At 38.1% G+C, this 16,258-nt stretch carries 15 protein-coding genes; 7 read left to right on the forward strand and 8 right to left on the reverse strand.

The features are described from left to right. Positions 1-125: 125 nt before the first annotated feature. The 4 genes from smpB to secG all read right to left on the reverse strand — a co-directional run bounded on the left by smpB (position 126) and on the right by secG (position 4,335). Entirely contained in the window at positions 126-593 is a 468-nt protein-coding gene (smpB, locus tag AO843_RS10430) for an SsrA-binding protein SmpB (protein ID WP_054611065.1), read from the reverse strand. Between the two features lie 70 nt (positions 594-663). Further along, positions 664-3,132, reverse strand: a complete 2,469-nt coding sequence (gene rnr / locus AO843_RS10435; RefSeq protein WP_054611066.1) for a ribonuclease R — start codon at positions 3,130-3,132, stop codon at positions 664-666. Between the two features lie 39 nt (positions 3,133-3,171). Next, the gene (locus tag AO843_RS10440) at positions 3,172-3,918 is read right to left on the reverse strand and encodes an alpha/beta hydrolase (RefSeq protein ID WP_054611067.1); all 747 of its coding nucleotides are present in this window, start codon (positions 3,916-3,918) and stop codon (positions 3,172-3,174) included. Between the two features lie 189 nt (positions 3,919-4,107). Next, complete coding sequence (secG, locus tag AO843_RS10445; RefSeq protein WP_008173196.1) at positions 4,108-4,335, reverse strand: preprotein translocase subunit SecG; 228 nt, start codon at positions 4,333-4,335, stop codon at positions 4,108-4,110. A gap of 200 nt (positions 4,336-4,535) precedes the next feature. Between secG and AO843_RS10450 the strand changes: the two genes are divergently transcribed. The 7 genes from AO843_RS10450 to dltD all read left to right on the forward strand — a co-directional run bounded on the left by AO843_RS10450 (position 4,536) and on the right by dltD (position 12,133). After that, positions 4,536-5,783 carry a transglutaminase domain-containing protein gene (locus AO843_RS10450; protein WP_054611068.1) on the forward strand — a complete coding sequence of 416 codons (1,248 nt, stop codon included), beginning with the start codon at positions 4,536-4,538 and terminating at the stop codon, positions 5,781-5,783. 179 nt (positions 5,784-5,962) lie between these two features. Then, positions 5,963-7,609, forward strand: a complete 1,647-nt coding sequence (locus AO843_RS10455) for an alkaline phosphatase (RefSeq protein ID WP_054611069.1) — start codon at positions 5,963-5,965, stop codon at positions 7,607-7,609. Between the two features lie 279 nt (positions 7,610-7,888). Then, entirely contained in the window at positions 7,889-8,026 is a 138-nt protein-coding gene (locus tag AO843_RS10460; RefSeq protein WP_004228095.1) for a teichoic acid D-Ala incorporation-associated protein DltX, read from the forward strand. A 17-nt stretch (positions 8,027-8,043) separates the two neighbouring features. Next, positions 8,044-9,519 carry a D-alanine--poly(phosphoribitol) ligase subunit DltA gene (gene dltA / locus AO843_RS10465; RefSeq protein WP_054611070.1) on the forward strand — a complete coding sequence of 492 codons (1,476 nt, stop codon included), beginning with the start codon at positions 8,044-8,046 and terminating at the stop codon, positions 9,517-9,519. Continuing rightward, positions 9,516-10,679, forward strand: coding sequence for a D-alanyl-lipoteichoic acid biosynthesis protein DltB (dltB, locus tag AO843_RS10470; RefSeq protein ID WP_054611071.1), 1,164 nt, complete (start codon positions 9,516-9,518; stop codon positions 10,677-10,679). The genes dltA and dltB overlap by 4 nt, the downstream gene beginning before the upstream one ends. A gap of 48 nt (positions 10,680-10,727) precedes the next feature. Further along, positions 10,728-10,961 carry a D-alanine--poly(phosphoribitol) ligase subunit 2 gene (gene dltC, locus AO843_RS10475; protein ID WP_054611072.1) on the forward strand — a complete coding sequence of 78 codons (234 nt, stop codon included), beginning with the start codon at positions 10,728-10,730 and terminating at the stop codon, positions 10,959-10,961. Then, positions 10,961-12,133, forward strand: coding sequence for a D-alanyl-lipoteichoic acid biosynthesis protein DltD (gene dltD / locus AO843_RS10480; RefSeq protein WP_231630118.1), 1,173 nt, complete (start codon positions 10,961-10,963; stop codon positions 12,131-12,133). The genes dltC and dltD overlap by 1 nt, the downstream gene beginning before the upstream one ends. 67 nt (positions 12,134-12,200) lie before the next feature. Here the strand turns inward: dltD and AO843_RS10485 are convergent, their stop codons facing one another. The 4 genes from AO843_RS10485 to eno all read right to left on the reverse strand — a co-directional run bounded on the left by AO843_RS10485 (position 12,201) and on the right by eno (position 16,257). Then, on the reverse strand, positions 12,201-12,722 hold the full coding sequence (locus AO843_RS10485; RefSeq protein WP_054611189.1) for a GNAT family N-acetyltransferase: 522 nt from the start codon (positions 12,720-12,722) through the stop codon (positions 12,201-12,203). Continuing rightward, a complete protein-coding gene (locus AO843_RS10490) occupies positions 12,709-13,329 on the reverse strand; it encodes a GNAT family N-acetyltransferase (protein WP_054611074.1) in 621 nt (206 codons plus the stop codon). The genes AO843_RS10485 and AO843_RS10490 overlap by 14 nt, the downstream gene beginning before the upstream one ends. Before the next feature lie 377 nt (positions 13,330-13,706). Then, positions 13,707-14,276 (reverse strand): DUF6241 domain-containing protein, encoded by a 570-nt coding sequence (locus AO843_RS10495; protein WP_054611075.1) that lies wholly within the window; start codon positions 14,274-14,276, stop codon positions 13,707-13,709. Between the two features lie 688 nt (positions 14,277-14,964). Then, positions 14,965-16,257, reverse strand: a complete 1,293-nt coding sequence (gene eno, locus AO843_RS10500; protein ID WP_054611076.1) for a phosphopyruvate hydratase — start codon at positions 16,255-16,257, stop codon at positions 14,965-14,967. Between the last annotated feature and the right edge of the window lies 1 nt (position 16,258).

Genomic DNA, 16,258 nt, shown 5'->3' on the forward strand with positions numbered 1-16,258 from the left:
TTCCCATAGAAAAACACCTCCGTTGATTGTTTGGTATGCTTATACCCGTTTTTCAACGAAAGGTGTTTTTATTTGTCTCACTTTTCTAGGTCAGTGCGCTATGCAGTGAGCTTTCTCCCAATCTATTAAGATTGATTTTTGGATTTGAAGGTACGTTCCATTTCGCGCTTGGCTTCTTTTTTGCGCATGTCGTTACGTTTATCGTAGTCTTTTTTCCCTTTGCCGACGCCGATTAATAGCTTGGCATAGCCGTCTTTGATGTACATTTTCAATGGAACAATTGTGTAGCCGTCACGTTTTACGGCACCGACTAGCTCGCCAATTTGCTTTTTGTGGAGTAGCAATTTGCGGGCGCGCAATGGATCGTGATTAAAACGGTTTCCTTGATCGAAGGGGCTGACATGCATGTTGCTAATCCATGCTTCGCCATTGGTAATTCGGACATAGGAGTCTTTTAGTTGGGCCTTGCCTGCACGGATGGATTTGATTTCTGTGCCGGTTAGGACCATGCCTGCTTCGATTGTGTCCTCAATAAAGTAATCATGTCCAGCTTTTTTGTTTTGTGCTAATACTTTTCCAGAACCTTTTGCCATATTATTCACCCTCTACTTAAAGGTTGAGCTTGAGCGAAAGCATCCTTTCAAGGGACACCTTCGCTCATGCTTATTTACGTTTTGATTTTTTCTTTTTGTTTTTCTTGGCGATGCCTTCGTAGAACTTTTGCTTTTGCTTCACGCCTTTTTTAGGGCCTGGGCTTGAGTCATCTTTGCGGCGTCCACGTGGATCACGGTCGTTTTCACGGCGTTCTCCGCGTTGGCTACTACGACTTCCGCTTCCCTCCTCTTGGCGACCGCCTCTATGGTTGCCACCACGTCCGCCTCTTTCCTCGTCACTGCGCGTACTTCTGCGACTACGTCCATCTTTGTTGTCGTTATAATTTTTACGTGCATGGATGACAGTAGGCGCTGCTTTGCGTGTTCGTCCATATGAAGTTACCATTCCAACGATTTCAAAGTCAATGGATGACTCTTCAATAATAACATTGGCAACACGAACTGTTACTTCATCACCGATACGGAATTGGCGATTTGTTCGTTCACCGATCATAATCATTTGACGATCATCGAAGCGGTAATAATCATCTGTCATATTGCTAATATGGACAAGTCCTTCGATTGTGTTTGGTAGTTCCACGAAAATACCGAAGTTTGTAATGGATGAAACGATCCCTTCGAATTCTTCGCCAATCTTATCAGACATATATTGTGCCTTTTTCAGGGCATCTGTATCACGTTCTGCATCAACAGCACGACGTTCACGTTCTGATGTGTGGTCAGCAATTTCATCCATTGCCATCCCCCACTGTGCGACTGTTTCTCTAGAAGTATCCTTATTAATTAAATACGTACGAATTAAGCGATGTACGATTAAGTCTGGGTAACGACGAATTGGTGATGTAAAGTGTGTATAAAAATCAGTTGATAAACCAAAGTGACCCAGGCTTTCAGGGTAGTATTTTGCCTGTTGCATGGAGCGTAATAGCATCGTTGAAATGACAGGCTCCTCTGGCATACCTTCAATTGCCTTCAATACATCCTGTAATGCCTTAGGATGCACGGTATTACCTGTACCTTTAATTAAAATACCGAAGTTCGTGACAAATTCAAAGAAGCGTTGAAGCTTTTCAGGCTTTGGATCTTCGTGAATACGATATAAGAACGGTACATTCATCCAGTGGAAGTGCTCTGCCACTGTTTCGTTGGCAGCTAGCATGAAATCTTCAATTAATTTCTCGGCTACAGTACGTTCACGTATTTCAATATCAACTGGCCAACCTTCTTCATTGACAATGACTTTGGACTCTTTAAAGTCAAAGTCAATTGCCCCTCGCGATTCACGTTTACGACGTAAAATGCCGGATAGCTCAGCCATATTTTCAAACATGGGAACAAGTGGCTCGTAGCGTTTCATTAATGCCTCATCTTGCTCCTCTAAAATTTTATAGACATCTTTATACGTCATACGTTCTGTTGTTTTAATGACACTTTGGAAAATTTCATGTGAAATAACATTCCCATTAGCATCCATGATCATTTCACAGGATAGTGTTAAACGGTCAACCTGTGGATTTAACGAACAAATGCCATTTGATAGACGATGTGGGATCATTGGGATGACACGGTCTGTTAAATAGACACTTGTCGCACGGTCATAAGCTTCAATGTCAATGACAGAGCCTTGCGTTACATAGTAACTAACGTCTGCAATATGTACGCCAAGCTTATAAGTACCATCCATATTTTTTGTTACGGTTACTGCGTCATCCAAGTCCTTTGCGTCAGCCCCATCAATCGTCACAATCGTTTCATGACGTAAATCACGACGCCCTACTAAATCAGCCTCTGTAATTTCATCTGGCACACGTTGTGCAGCAGCGATGACTTCATCTGGGAATTCAGGTGGAATGTCATGCTTATATAAAATTGATAAAATGTCCACACCAGGATCATTTTTATGCCCTAATATTTTTGTAATGTAGCCTGTAGCAGATTTTAAATCCTCAGGCCATGTTGCCACCTCGACAACAACCTTGTGTCCATCAACCGCGCCTAATGTGTCCCCTTTTGCAATAAAAATATCCATTGGAAGCTTTTTATCGTCTAAGACAACAAAGCCAAAGCCACGGTTAGCCTGGAATGTGCCGACAAAGCTTGTTTGACCACGTTCAACAACCTTTGTTACAGTCCCCTCACGGCGATCACCGAATGATTCTTTTAAGACACGAATTAGAACGATATCTCCATTTATGGCTCCATTAATTTCATGTGGTGGAATGAACACATCATCCATGCCCTCAACATCAGGTGATACAAAGCCGAAGCCCTTCGCATGACCGATAAATTTACCTCTTAGTAAATTCATACGCTCTGGTAGGCCATAACGATTGGAGCGAGAACGAACTACTAAGCCTTGTCCTTCCATACGTACTAATGTTTTGACAAGCTCTTTGAATTCTTCCGCATCCTCAAAGCCGAATTCATCTTCGATTTCACCGACAGTTAATGGTTTATAATCATCTTGACCGAAAAAATCGAGTAAACGACTTTGTAGTGTATCTTTTTGGTCTTTCATACATATTCCCTCCTTCATGAGAAAATCCTATTTATAATTTTATTGTGCCCAATTTAAGCTTTCTAAAAAGCGATAAATGTCTTCATGTAATTGATCTTTTTCCTGATCTAACGTAATAACATGTTTTGAGTTTTCATACCACTTGATATGCTTATCAAGTGACTCAGTTTGATTATATATAATGTTGGCAGATTCTGTCTCTATAACCTCATCATTTGTAGCTTGAACGACAAAAATAGGGGCATAAATCATGTCAATTTCTTGACGAGTACGTGCAATAAATTCACGTAACTCTTGTAGAGACGGCATACCTTTTTCAGCAATGCTTGCTACTTCTGCTGCAATTTGCTCTTCTTGTTTACCCTGGAACTTTTTATAGTCTTTAGCATATTTCAAGACACCCTCAAACATGACGTCTGTGGTACGCATGGTCATAGGTGAACACATTGTGACAATTCCTTTAACAGGATTATTTAATGCAACGTTTAATGCCATCACACCACCTAATGAAAGGCCAGCAACAGCAATTTCCTGAAAGCCAGCATCCTGTAACTGTTTATAGGCGGCTACGACATCTTGCCACCAGTCTGCTGGACCTGTTGTGATTAGTTCTTCTGGTTCCACACCGTGACCTTTATAGTGAGGTGCTAATGTAGTATACCCTTTTTTCTCTAAAAATCTACCAAGCATTCGCACGTCTGCAGAGCTGCCTGTAAAGCCATGTAGTAATAAAACGGCCCGTGGTCCTGCTTGAAAGAAAAATGGCTGTGATAATGATTTGTTCATTGAAAGCACTCCTTCATCCTAAAACACTCATACATACTATACCCATTATAGCTCTCTCGATTATGCCTAGAGCATAACATTTGGGAATAATATTACATGTCACCTTTTACTCCGTAGAGAGGATTTACCATTTAGTTATGATAAAAGAAAACGCCCAACCAATTTGGTTAGGCGAAATATCTTCAACTATTAGATTTTTGTAATAGCGATTGCTAAAATAAAGAATAGTATAGCTAACACAATTGTTGCACGGTGAAGGATTAAATCCATACCACGTGCTTTTTGCTTTCCAAATAGTTGCTCAGCTCCACCCGAGATGGCACCTGATAAGCCTGCACTTTTACTAGATTGAAGTAATACCACGACGATTAACGCTAATGATACGATAACTAATGAAACTAATACTACTGTATGCATTCACTGCACCTCCCGAACTTTGAAACATCACAACAGACTATATTATAACAAAAAAAGGTTGCCATGACAAACTTAGCTTTCTGTTTAGTAAGAATTTTTCCGCCTCATACACTTCGACTTATACTACTATTTGTGGATATCACCCACTACACATTTAGATTATAATGGAAAAAATGATATTTCCTCGGAGGATTTAAGGTTTGAACAAAAAAATAACACTGCTTTTATTATGCTGTATGATTCCTTTTCTTACAGCATGTTCAAAGGCAATCGACATACTACTTCAAGAAGAAGAGGATGTCACAACAACGACTTTAACAGAAGAAACGAATACAGATGTAAAAAAACCAGAAAACAAAGCATTATCTGCTTCTTTTTCACCGACCGATTTATTTTCCACTACTTTATTTAAGGATGATCCTGCTTTACTACAATTTGCGAGAAAAGTGGAGAAACAGGTGGCCCAATTTGAACAGCACTTTGAGATTCCTTATACAGGAAAGCTTGATTTCGAGGATTTTGAAGTGCAGCTGAATGACTTAAATAACTTGATTACCTTTGTTGACCCTTATACAGCTGGTTATTTTTTAAATTATGAATGGACGGCTTGGGAAACTGATAATGGCTATTCAGTAGAATTATCCATTCATTATTTAACAGATGCCAAGAAGGAGCAAAAGGTAGATCAATATGTGGAGGCTTTTGCGGATCAACATATGACAAAAAACATGAGCGATTTTGATCGTGCTAAAGTTATTAATGACTATGTAGTACAGTTAGCTACTTACACAGAACAGGGCTCTACTGAGGGGCAAACCGTTTTTGAATTAATAAATGAAGAAACTGCAGTGTGCCAGGCTTATGCCTTACTTACCTACCGTCTATTAATAGCCTCTGATCTTGATGCGAAGTATGTCTACGGCTATAGTGAAGATCAATTACATGCGTGGAATTTAGTGAGTGTTGATGGTGATTGGTATCATCTTGATACAACTTGGAATGATGTTGATCCTTCCGAGCCTTATACGATTTCCTACGAATATTTTTTGGTCAATGATGAAAAACTAAGTCAAGATCATTTATGGATTAGTGAAAACTATTTTGCTGCTACTAGTAATGATTATGATTTTATGCATGACATGTGGTATGCCAACACCGTAGATCATGTGATTTATTATAATAGCATGAACGATAGTACAGTTTATTCATACGATTTAACCACAGATGAAAACAAGCAAATTGCAGCAACAGCCTGCTATTATTTAGTGACATATAATGAAGCAATTTATTGTAGTGACTATGACAATGCTGGCTACTTAACGAAAGTTAATATTGAGGACGGTTCTGAGGAAGTATTATTCGAAGACGAGGTGCTAAACTTGCACATCCAAGATGGCAGTTTATATTTCGAAACATTAGACGGTTCCATGCATCAACAAAATTTATAATGCCTAGTTGAATCTGTGCGGCTTCCTCACAGATTCCTCCCCCTCTCTTTTTGTTGGCCAACCACACTTTTACCCTTCCAATTTACAGTATTACCATATTTTATTAACAAGTTTTTAACAGTAGCTTTACACACTTCCTTTACACTTACAATTGACTATTCATCTAAAGGAGGAAAATCATGAAATACGCCAAAAAATGGACTTCATTATTTTTAGCAAGTGCAGTGACTTTATCCGCAGTTAGTATCCCACAGCAAGAGGTACAAGCAGCTGAAGTGAAGAAACCGACAAATGTCATTATGCTGGTGATGGATGGAAGCAGTAATAACGCTGTAACACTCTCTCGTTGGTATAAAGGTGAGAGCTTAGCAATGGATAGCATTTTATCGGGTGCGATGCGCACATACTCTGCTGAATCAGCTATAACAGATTCTGCGCCTGCCGCTACTGCGTTAGCAACGGGGCATAAATCGAATGATAAATATATAGGTGTGCTACCATCCGAGATTAATTCTCCTGGTTTAGTGCAAATAGCTAAAGAAGATGCTTTTAGACCTGTAGCCAATGTATTAGAAGGTGCAAAACAGCAGGGTAAGGCTACTGGATTGATTTCTACCTCTGAAATTCAACATGCTACGCCAGCCGGTTTCTCTGCGCATGTTAACAATAGAAGTCAATATGGAGATATTGCCGAACAGCAGGTTTACCAAAATATCGACGTTGTCTTAGGTGGCGGTTTAGAATCGTTAGCACCTGGTACTTCTAAAAATGCCCGCAAGGACGGCGAGGATTTAAACAAGGTTTTAAAAGATAAAGAATATGATTTAGTTCAAACTCGTGATGAGTTATTAAATAGTCAGTCATCAAAAATTTGGGGAAGCTTTGCACCAAGTGCCTTGGCCTATGATTTAGATCGTGCTAAAACAAGAAAATCTGAGCCTACACTTGCTGAAATGACCAATAAAGCGATCAATACGCTGAAAAAGGATGAGGACGGCTTCTTCCTTTTTGTTGAAGGTAGTAAGGTAGACTGGGCGGCACATGCCAATGACACAATCGGTATTATTAGCGATATTTTATCGTTTGATGATGCGGTAAAAGAAGCAGTTGATTTCGCGAAGGAAGATGGTAATACATTAGTCATTGCTGTAACTGACCATGGAAATAGCGGAATTACAATGGGGAACGCAAATACAACTAGTACCTATTCGAGCATTCCTGTTTCAGCTTATATTGATCCATTGAAAAAAGCTTCAATGACCGTTGAAGGAGCATTAAGCCAACTAAAAGAAGACCGCTCCAATTTAATAGAGGTGGCTGCTCTTTATGGATTAGATCCATTGACAGAGGACGAGCTGTCTACATTAAAATCTGCTAAAGATATAGGCAGTGAAATGGTAAAAATGCTAGCAAATCGTGCGAACATTGGTTACACAACAGGTGGTCATACTGGGGAAGATGTATTTCTTTATTCATTTGGTCCTTCTAAATTAACTGGATTAGTTGAAAATACTGATTTAGCTCATACAATGGCGCAATTTATGGGCTTCGACCTTAAAACACTGACAGATGATTTATATGTACCTGCAACAAAAGCATTTACAGAGAAAGGCTTTACAACAAAAATAGATCTATCAGATAAAGAAAACCCAACTTTCATTGCACAAAAAGCGGATGTGACAGTGAAAATTCCAGTCAATAAAAACACAATGATATACGAACAAACTTCAACGAATACGTCAAAAACTCATACCTTTGATACCATTAATGTCTACAACGGCTCTGAATTTTATGTTTCTAAAAAAGTTATAAATACAGTGAAATAAAAATAATGGCGCGAACATAAGCTGAGATTATTCCCTTATGTTCGCGCTCTTTTTACATAAAAATAGCCATCCAATGGTTTGAAACTTAAGCACTTTCCCTCGGAACCTTAAATTTACCTTAAATTAATCTTATGATTTAATGAAATCACCTAAATCCAGCAACATTTTTCTCCACATTCCGTCAAAACAGTGTTAAAAACATAAGGTAAGGATTTTTAACTAGTAAATTAGTATTTTTTGAAAGTTTAATCCTATACTTTTTTCATTGGAGGTGGACAAATGCAATCCATCAAAAATAATGAGTATCTACGCTTTATTGGCTTCACGTTATTTTATTTGATCGTTTTGGTACTGTTGTTTCTTATACATGGCTTCCATGATATGAACGCTGGACCATTTATATATACGGAATTTTAAATAAAGGAGATTTAATGATGTTAAGTATTTTAGCAGCTATTGAACGTGTGGCCATCCAACAGCCACAAAAAACTGCTTATCAAACCTACAATGCTTCCTTAACATATGGTGAGCTTTGGCACTTTTCGGATTGTATAGCCGATTATATCATGACGCATCATTTACGGAGACAGCAACCCATTGTCGTTTATGGACATATGTCCCCTTTACAGATTGCTGCCTTTTTAGGTGCAGTAAAGGCTGGCCATCCATACGTACCCGTTGACTCGTCAACACCCTCTGAAAGATTACAGTTAATTTTAGAGGCTTCGAAAGCTGGTTTATTATTCACCACAGAACCATTACAAATGCTAACGAGCATTCCTGTTATAGCAGTCAGTGATGTTTTAGAGTCATCCTCCCTTCAAGCCAGTCCTGCGTCAACAAGATGGGTTCAGAACGAGGAAATCCATTATATCATTTACACTTCTGGTTCAACTGGGCAACCAAAGGGCGTCCAAATAACTGCCAACAATCTAGCACATTTCGTCACTTGGATGCAGGAACACTTTCCATTACAGGAAGAAGGTGTGTTTTTAAATCAAGCACCTTATTCCTTTGACTTATCTGTAATGGATCTCTACCCAGCTCTCGTAGGAGGACATACGCTTTACGCAATCACACAACAAGAAATCGCCAACCCGAAAGCGTTATTTGATTCTTTAGCTATGTCCAATACTCGCGTTTGGACGTCTACCCCTTCCTTTGCCAAAATGTGTTTAATGAACAAGGAATGGGCGCAAAAACTCATGCCTGCATTAGATATTTTTTTATTTTGCGGTGAGGTTTTACCAATAGCTGTCATAAAAGAGCTCATGCAACGTTTTCCACATGCCACAATTTATAATTTATACGGACCTACGGAAACGACTGTCGCTGTATCCTATGTTAAGGTAACTAAACCATTGATAGAACGATTTGAGCAATTACCGATTGCTCCTATTTCTGACCCAAACATTTCTTTACTAGAAGATGGCGAAATTGTTATTTCGGGTCCAACTGTCAGTGCAGGTTATTTAGGGGCACCCGAATTAACAGCGAAGGCATTTCCGACCGTAGCCGGTAATCGCATCTATCAAACTGGCGATATGGGCTATGAGCAAGATGGTTATTTGTTCTTTTTAGGTCGCAAAGATTTCCAAGTTAAACTCCATGGGTACCGTTTAGAAATTGAGGAAATTGAGAAACAAGTTAGTAACCTTCCACCTGTTTCTAGCTGTGTAGTTGTACCAGTCTATAAGGATAAGGAAATTGTTTCTCTAAGTGCTCATATTGTTTTGCGCGAGCCATTAACGGATTCTGCTTTCAAAATGACTAAGCAGTTGAAAGCCCTGTTATCAGAGTATTTACCAGCCTATATGATACCCAAAACATTTAAATATATGGACGCTTTACCGTTAAATCCAAATGGTAAGGTTGATCGTAAAGGATTGGCGGTTATGGAAACAGTATGACGCCTTATGGAAATATTGCATTCTTTCTCATTATAGGACTATTATTGCTACCTACTATCCTATTAGGTTTACGTAGCAAATCTGCGAAACACTATAATCTATTTGTTTCGTTGATTGTCTTAGCCCTTATCTTTGGACACTCATTGAATGGGTCGATCTCGTTAATTTTGTTTACAGTCTTTCAAATCGTCCTTATAATGGCTTACCAACGCTATCGATTACAGCAAAATAGTGGTACTGTTTTTGTCATAGCCGTGCTTTTGTCGATATTACCACTTGTACTAGTAAAGGTTTTGCCTATCCTTGGTTTGCATCATTTATTTGGCTTCCTAGGTGTGTCCTACATTACGTTTAAAGCTGTACAAATGATTTTAGAAACACGCGACGGTTTAATGAAGGAAAAGATCTCTATCGTAGAACTAGCGTATTTTTTACTGTTCTTTCCTACAGTATCATCAGGTCCTATTGATCGTTGGCGTCGTTTTACGAAAGATTTCCATTCAATTCCATCTTCAGAAAACTATAAAAAGCTGTTATTAAGTGGCATTAACTATATCTTTGTTGGCTTTTTATATAAATTTATTTTGGCTTATTTAATTTACAACTACACACTAATTTATTTGCCAAACAATACGTACAACTATTTGACACCTTTCCAAGGACAACTGGCGTATATGTACATGTATAGCTTTTACTTATTCTTTGATTTTGCAGGCTATAGTGCATTTGCTGTCGGTGTGAGCCGGATAATGGGGATTCAGACACCCATTAACTTTAACCGTCCATTCGCCAGTCGCAATATTAAAGATTTTTGGAACCGTTGGCATATGAGTCTCTCTTTCTGGTTTAGAGATTATGTCTATATGCGCTTTGTGCTTTGGATGACGAAGAAAAAATGGCTGAAAAATAAATTCACCATTTCCTATATAGGTTTCTTTTTACTGTTCTTTTTAATGGGTATTTGGCACGGTTTAGAATGGCACTTTGTAGTTTACGGCCTCTATCATGCCTTATTAATTATTAGTTTTGATAAATTCGAACGCTGGAACAAAAAGCATAAGCTTTGGCCCAAAAATAAATGGACACATGCCATAGGCGTATTCATCACTTTTAATGCCGTTTGTTTTGGCTTCTATATTTTTTCTGGAAAATTATTTTAACCAAGGGCTTTCTACAGATAAAGCCTGTTCAATAAAGGAGAATTATTAATGGATAAACAACAAGTTTTAGAAATGTTAGTCGAGTTATGTGAAGATGAAATTATTGTAGAAAACCCGGATATCGATTTATTCGAGGAAGGTCTTCTCGATTCTTTCGGTACAATTAATTTATTAGTAGAAATTGAAAATCGTTTTGATATTTCTGTACCTATTACTGATTTTGATCGGGAAGAATGGAACACGCCAAATCGTATTGCAGGGAAATTAGCTGAAAGACAATGATGAAAAAGGGCTTTCTTTCACTATTTATTGCCTTTGCTCTATTTACTGGCTTTGTCTTCTTTCCAAATGCTTGGATCAAGGCCTGGATATCAGAAGATGATGTGGAGCAAGCCAAAACAAACATGTCCCCGCTCGTCTTTCAAGGAACCTACTTACAGGAGCGGATGTTACAGGAACCTACCTCCATGCCTTTATACGGTTCCTCTGAATTAAACCGATTTGACCCGTTTCACCCCTATAATTATGCGCGGGCAACAGATGCTCCATATTCGACATTTATGATTGGGCGTGGGGGTATGCAATCCCTTACTCATTTCTTAAATTTTGCTGCACAAGAGGGAAATTTAAAGGACAAAAAATTGGTCTTTATTATCTCACCACAATGGTTTACGGAAAAAGGCATGGGTGAATTTCATTTTTCACCGAATTACTCTATGTTACATGCCTATGACTTAGCTTTTAATCATGAGATGGATGCTGATCTTCGTAAACGTGCTATGGAGCGTCTGTTAGAATTTGATACTGTTGAGCGAGATCGTCTCTTAAAAACGATGTATCAATATCAAATGTCTAATGGCAAAGAAAATCCAATTACTGGACGTATGGCTATGGTAGTGGGACGCTTTCATAAGGAATTGCTAGAAAAAAAGGATCTCTATTATTCGCTATTCCCACGTAAGGGACATCCATTAAAAAATAATGATAAGCTCGTTGCTAACCAAACCTTTGAACAGCAAGTAAAGCATGCTGAAGCATATGGGAAGAAACGTGTCTCCAATGAATATATGATTGAAAATCGTGCTTATCAGCGACTTGTAAATGCTAATTTTTCAAAGTTTAAGGGCATGAGAAAGCATGAAGATTATTCGGAATCTCCTGAGTATAAGGATTTTCAGTTAGTCATGGATGTTTTAAAGGATGCAGGTGCTAAGCCATTATTCGTCTCTATTCCAGTTAACGGTTATTGGTATGATTATAATGGCTATCCTAAGGAACGTCGTCAACAGTACTATGATAAGATGGCGCAAATACTAAAGGGTGCTAAAGTCGACTATGTTGATTTTACAGACCATGAGTACGACCCTTATTTTATAATGGATACCATTCATATCGGCTGGAAGGGCTGGGTCTATCTGGACCAGAATTTAGATAAATATTGGGCACAGCAATAATCCATTTATTAGCTGATGGAGGGTCAGTCTGAAGTGTTAACTCACTACAGACTGACTTTTTTTATGTTCATTTGCCTTCATCGTAATTTAATGAGAAAAGTCTAAGTTCTTCCGAATCATTGGAAAATTGGATTACCCTTTCAAACTGCAAGCCTATTCTTTCGAGTAATTTAGCTGACGCTTGATTATCCTGGGTTGTAATGGCCACAATTCGATTAAATCCTAGTATATCTAAACCATATGCTAATACTGCTGACGCTGCTTCATAGGCGTATCCTTTTCCCCAATAATCAGGGAGAAAAGCGAAACCAATATCTACATCTTCTAACGTTTCCCTTTTTACGAAACCGCAAATTCCAATCGGGGTTTGATCTTCTTTTTTTTCAACTAAATATAGGCAGAATCCGAATTGCTCATACATGCGTATTGCACCATTTTCTATATAACTAGACGCCCCCTCTACGGTCTTCACACCGCGGTCACCAATGAATTGTATCCACGAAGGATCATTCACTAGTTCAAGGATAAAGTTCGCATCATCTATTGTTTGTAACCGTAGATTGAGTCGTTCTGTTTCAAGAATTTCCATTGTCATCCTGCTCTCCTTTCGTCGGTATCGCTAGAAGCTTAAAGCCAAATTTACTACTCTCCCATTCAGACGCTAAAATGGAATATTGATATTCATCAACCCATTGTCCTTTTGACATGTAGTTTTGTAATAAATGGCCTTCGCGTCTCATCCCTATACGTTCGAGTACGGCAATAGATTTGTTATTTCTCACATCCGTAAAAGCAATTACTTTATGTTTCCCTAATGAATGGAATAAATAATCCATTACCGCACAAACCGCTTCCCTCGCATATCCTTTCCCTTGATGTTTCGGAGAAAGGGTAAATCCAATTTCTACAATACGCGGTTCACTTAAAGGCGTGTGAAGTGCGCAATCTCCAATAAGCTCATTGGTTTCTTTCAAAGCAATGGCGAACTGGAACCATGTCCCTGGCTGATTAGGAACATGGTTTATTTGGTTATGAACGAACGTTTTTGCTTCGTGATATTGATAATTCTCCCACGATTGATATTTAGCAATTTCAGGATCAGCCCGATATACATAAAAGCTCTCTATATCATCCGCCTGAAATTTTCTTAATAGAAGACGATCTGTTCCAGCAAAAACCTCAATATTTTTCTCCATAGTATTTTCCCTTTCGATACTTTCTTAATTACATATTATTATAATCATTTAAACCAAGGGATGCTTTATTCATTTTTTCATGACAACATTTATCACAATTATTACACCAATAAAAAATCGCCCCAAAAGTATATTTAACTTTTGGGACGATATTTGTAGCTACTAATCAGTCGCTTATTTTAAGTTATAGAATGATTTTAAACCAAGATACTCAGCTGTTGAAGTGATGTAATTCTTTATCCGTTAGCCGTTTTACTTCGTCCGTCATATATAAAACCTCCGCCGATATTTTTTTGTATCTTAGTAATTGGATGGTTTTATGTAATTAACATTATGATAACAGACTGGTAAATGGCTGACAAATAGAAAAATAGCGCTCATCTCTGAGCGCCACCGAATGTTTCATTTTGATTGTCAGGTTTATTTCCGCTGAAATATTCTTTTATATAATATCCTTCTTCCTCTGGAGTCGACAAACGACTTGCTCTTCCTGGAGCATCTTCATTTCCGTTTTGTTGCATTATCCAAATTGCGTTATGATCTTCTACAGCGTTTGAAAAATCACCTTTCGACCATCTTTCCAATATTGGAATGTAAATGTCGTTATGTTCATAATCGTTCATTTTACATACAGCCAACAATCGTTCAACTTTTTCTTGTGTTATTTGCTCATGACCCCATTGGGCACCAGATTGAACCTTTTGGTGAGACATGCTGTGAATGGCTTCGCTCACTTTGCTTTCTATTAAGTTGTCAGGATAAAGTATCTCTTCTTTCGTTTTACTTTCAATAATTTCTCCGTCACTTTCAACAACAATTGTTTTTCCTATTGCTTCTTCAAGAACAGGTTTCTCCACTTGTTCGGTGAATTTGAAGTAACCAAAAATTCCACCAAAAATACCCATTATTACAATGATGACGATAGTCGCCTTTGTTTTTCTCTGCATATTATCAAACCTCACTTATAATTTGTATTCAATATGTAATTTGGTTTATTTTTTGTAATTTGTTTAATAATAACAGAATATAGAAACTGGGTTCAATGAATATATATTTAACCGCCTCAACTTTGAGTTGGTTAACGAGCGCAATTTTGCGTTGGTTAAAATCAACCTAATCATTTCTGATTTGGTTAAAATCTTGTCTCGTATTAGTATTATGTTTCAAGATTATGACCTGTCATATACATTGTATATAGCAGGTATACGAACATTGTTCGTAGTAGGTGTGTAACTTTTGATTACATACCTCAATGCGTAAACATTGCTTACGCAAAGTATCTAGCGTTTTGCTAGGTACATAACGTTTTTTTACATGAACTGTAGAAACGTCTTCAATTTCACTCACCTCATGAAACTCATCCAGATATTGAATGAAATGAGATGTATTGAGTTATAAGTTTCTGTTGTTCTGATTGAATAATTTTTAATCTGTAATTCCAATGTAAATTCTTTCAACAAATCTTTAATAAGCACGAAAAAACCTCCAATCTACAAGTGTTTATCACACTTATAAATCAGAGGTTGTAACAATACAGTTGTATTGCTAAATTCACCTAAATGTACAACAAAGTTCGAATTGCATAAAAAGGTCGTGTATTACTAAATTCAAAGCATTTTTGCTTAAAACAAATGCTTATTTTAAGTTATAGAATGATTTTAAACCAAGATACTCAGCTGTTGAACCAAGTTGATCTTCGATGCGAAGAAGTTGGTTGTATTTTGCCACACGGTCTGTACGTGATGGAGCACCAGTTTTAATTTGACCTGCATTTGTTGCTACTGCGATATCAGCAATTGTTGCATCTTCTGATTCACCAGAACGGTGAGAGATAACCGCTGTGTAACCTGCACGTTTCGCCATTTCGATCGCTTCAAACGTTTCTGTTAATGTACCGATTTGGTTCACTTTGATAAGGATTGAATTTCCTACACCTTGCTCAATACCTGCAGCTAATTTTTTGGTATTTGTAACAAATAGGTCATCACCTACTAATTGTACGCGACCACCAATACGATCTGTTAATAGTTTGTGTCCAGCCCAGTCATTTTCATCTAAGCCGTCTTCAATTGAAATGATTGGGTATTTGTTTGTTAACTCTTCGTACCAATCAACCATCTCTTCAGAAGTTTTCACAACACCTTCACCATCTAAGTGATATTTGCCATCTTCTTTGTTGAATAGTTCTGATGATGCTACGTCCATTGCCAGTCTAACTTCTTCACCTGGTTTATAGCCAGCTTTTTCAATTGCTTCTAAGATGACAGTGATTGCTTCTTCGTTAGAGCCAAGATTTGGTGCGAAACCACCTTCGTCACCTACTGCAGTGTTATAGCCTTTAGCTTTAAGGACTGCCTTTAAGTTGTGGAAAATTTCAGCACCAATACGTAGTGCATGGCGGAAAGATTCTGCACCAACAGGCATCACCATAAATTCTTGAATGTCTACATTATTATCTGCGTGTGCTCCACCATTTAAAATGTTCATCATTGGTACTGGTAATTGTTTAGAATTAAACCCACCAAGATATTGATAAAGAGGTACATCTAAATAATCTGCCGCAGCATGTGCAACTGCCATGGATACACCCAGAATTGCATTGGCACCTAACTTGCCTTTATTTTCTGTGCCGTCAAGCTCAATTAAAGCTTTGTCAATGACAACTTGGTCAAGAACTGAATAGTTACCTTCTAATTCTTCGGCAATAATTGTGTTGACATTTTCAACTGCTTTTAATACACCTTTGCCTAGGTAACGAGAATTGTCACCATCGCGTAATTCTACAGCTTCGTATTCACCTGTTGATGCACCTGATGGTACGATTGAGCGTCCGAAAGCGCCTGATTCTGTAAATACTTCAACCTCTACTGTTGGGTTCCCACGTGAATCTAAAACTTCGCGCGCATAAACTTGTGTAATAAATGGCATA

This window comes from Lysinibacillus sp. ZYM-1 (genome assembly GCF_001308875.1).
GTDB lineage: Bacteria > Bacillota > Bacilli > Bacillales_A > Planococcaceae > Lysinibacillus.

Bases quoted from the DNA above. Each gene is read 5' to 3' on its own strand.
- smpB (WP_054611065.1), bottom strand. From the start codon at position 593: ATGGCAAAAGGTTCTGGAAAAGTATTAGCACAAAACAAAAAAGCTGGA.
- rnr (WP_054611066.1), bottom strand. From the start codon at position 3,132: ATGAAAGACCAAAAAGATACACTACAAAGTCGTTTACTCGATTTTTTC.
- AO843_RS10440 (WP_054611067.1), bottom strand. From the start codon at position 3,918: ATGAACAAATCATTATCACAGCCATTTTTCTTTCAAGCAGGACCACGG.
- secG (WP_008173196.1), bottom strand. From the start codon at position 4,335: ATGCATACAGTAGTATTAGTTTCATTAGTTATCGTATCATTAGCGTTA.
- AO843_RS10455 (WP_054611069.1), top strand. From the start codon at position 5,963: ATGAAATACGCCAAAAAATGGACTTCATTATTTTTAGCAAGTGCAGTG.
- AO843_RS10460 (WP_004228095.1), top strand. From the start codon at position 7,889: ATGCAATCCATCAAAAATAATGAGTATCTACGCTTTATTGGCTTCACG.
- dltA (WP_054611070.1), top strand. From the start codon at position 8,044: ATGTTAAGTATTTTAGCAGCTATTGAACGTGTGGCCATCCAACAGCCA.
- dltB (WP_054611071.1), top strand. From the start codon at position 9,516: ATGACGCCTTATGGAAATATTGCATTCTTTCTCATTATAGGACTATTA.
- dltC (WP_054611072.1), top strand. From the start codon at position 10,728: ATGGATAAACAACAAGTTTTAGAAATGTTAGTCGAGTTATGTGAAGAT.
- dltD (WP_231630118.1), top strand. From the start codon at position 10,961: ATGAAAAAGGGCTTTCTTTCACTATTTATTGCCTTTGCTCTATTTACT.
- AO843_RS10485 (WP_054611189.1), bottom strand. From the start codon at position 12,722: ATGGAAATTCTTGAAACAGAACGACTCAATCTACGGTTACAAACAATA.
- AO843_RS10490 (WP_054611074.1), bottom strand. From the start codon at position 13,329: ATGGAGAAAAATATTGAGGTTTTTGCTGGAACAGATCGTCTTCTATTA.
- AO843_RS10495 (WP_054611075.1), bottom strand. From the start codon at position 14,276: ATGCAGAGAAAAACAAAGGCGACTATCGTCATCATTGTAATAATGGGT.
- eno (WP_054611076.1), bottom strand. From the start codon at position 16,257: ATGCCATTTATTACACAAGTTTATGCGCGCGAAGTTTTAGATTCACGT.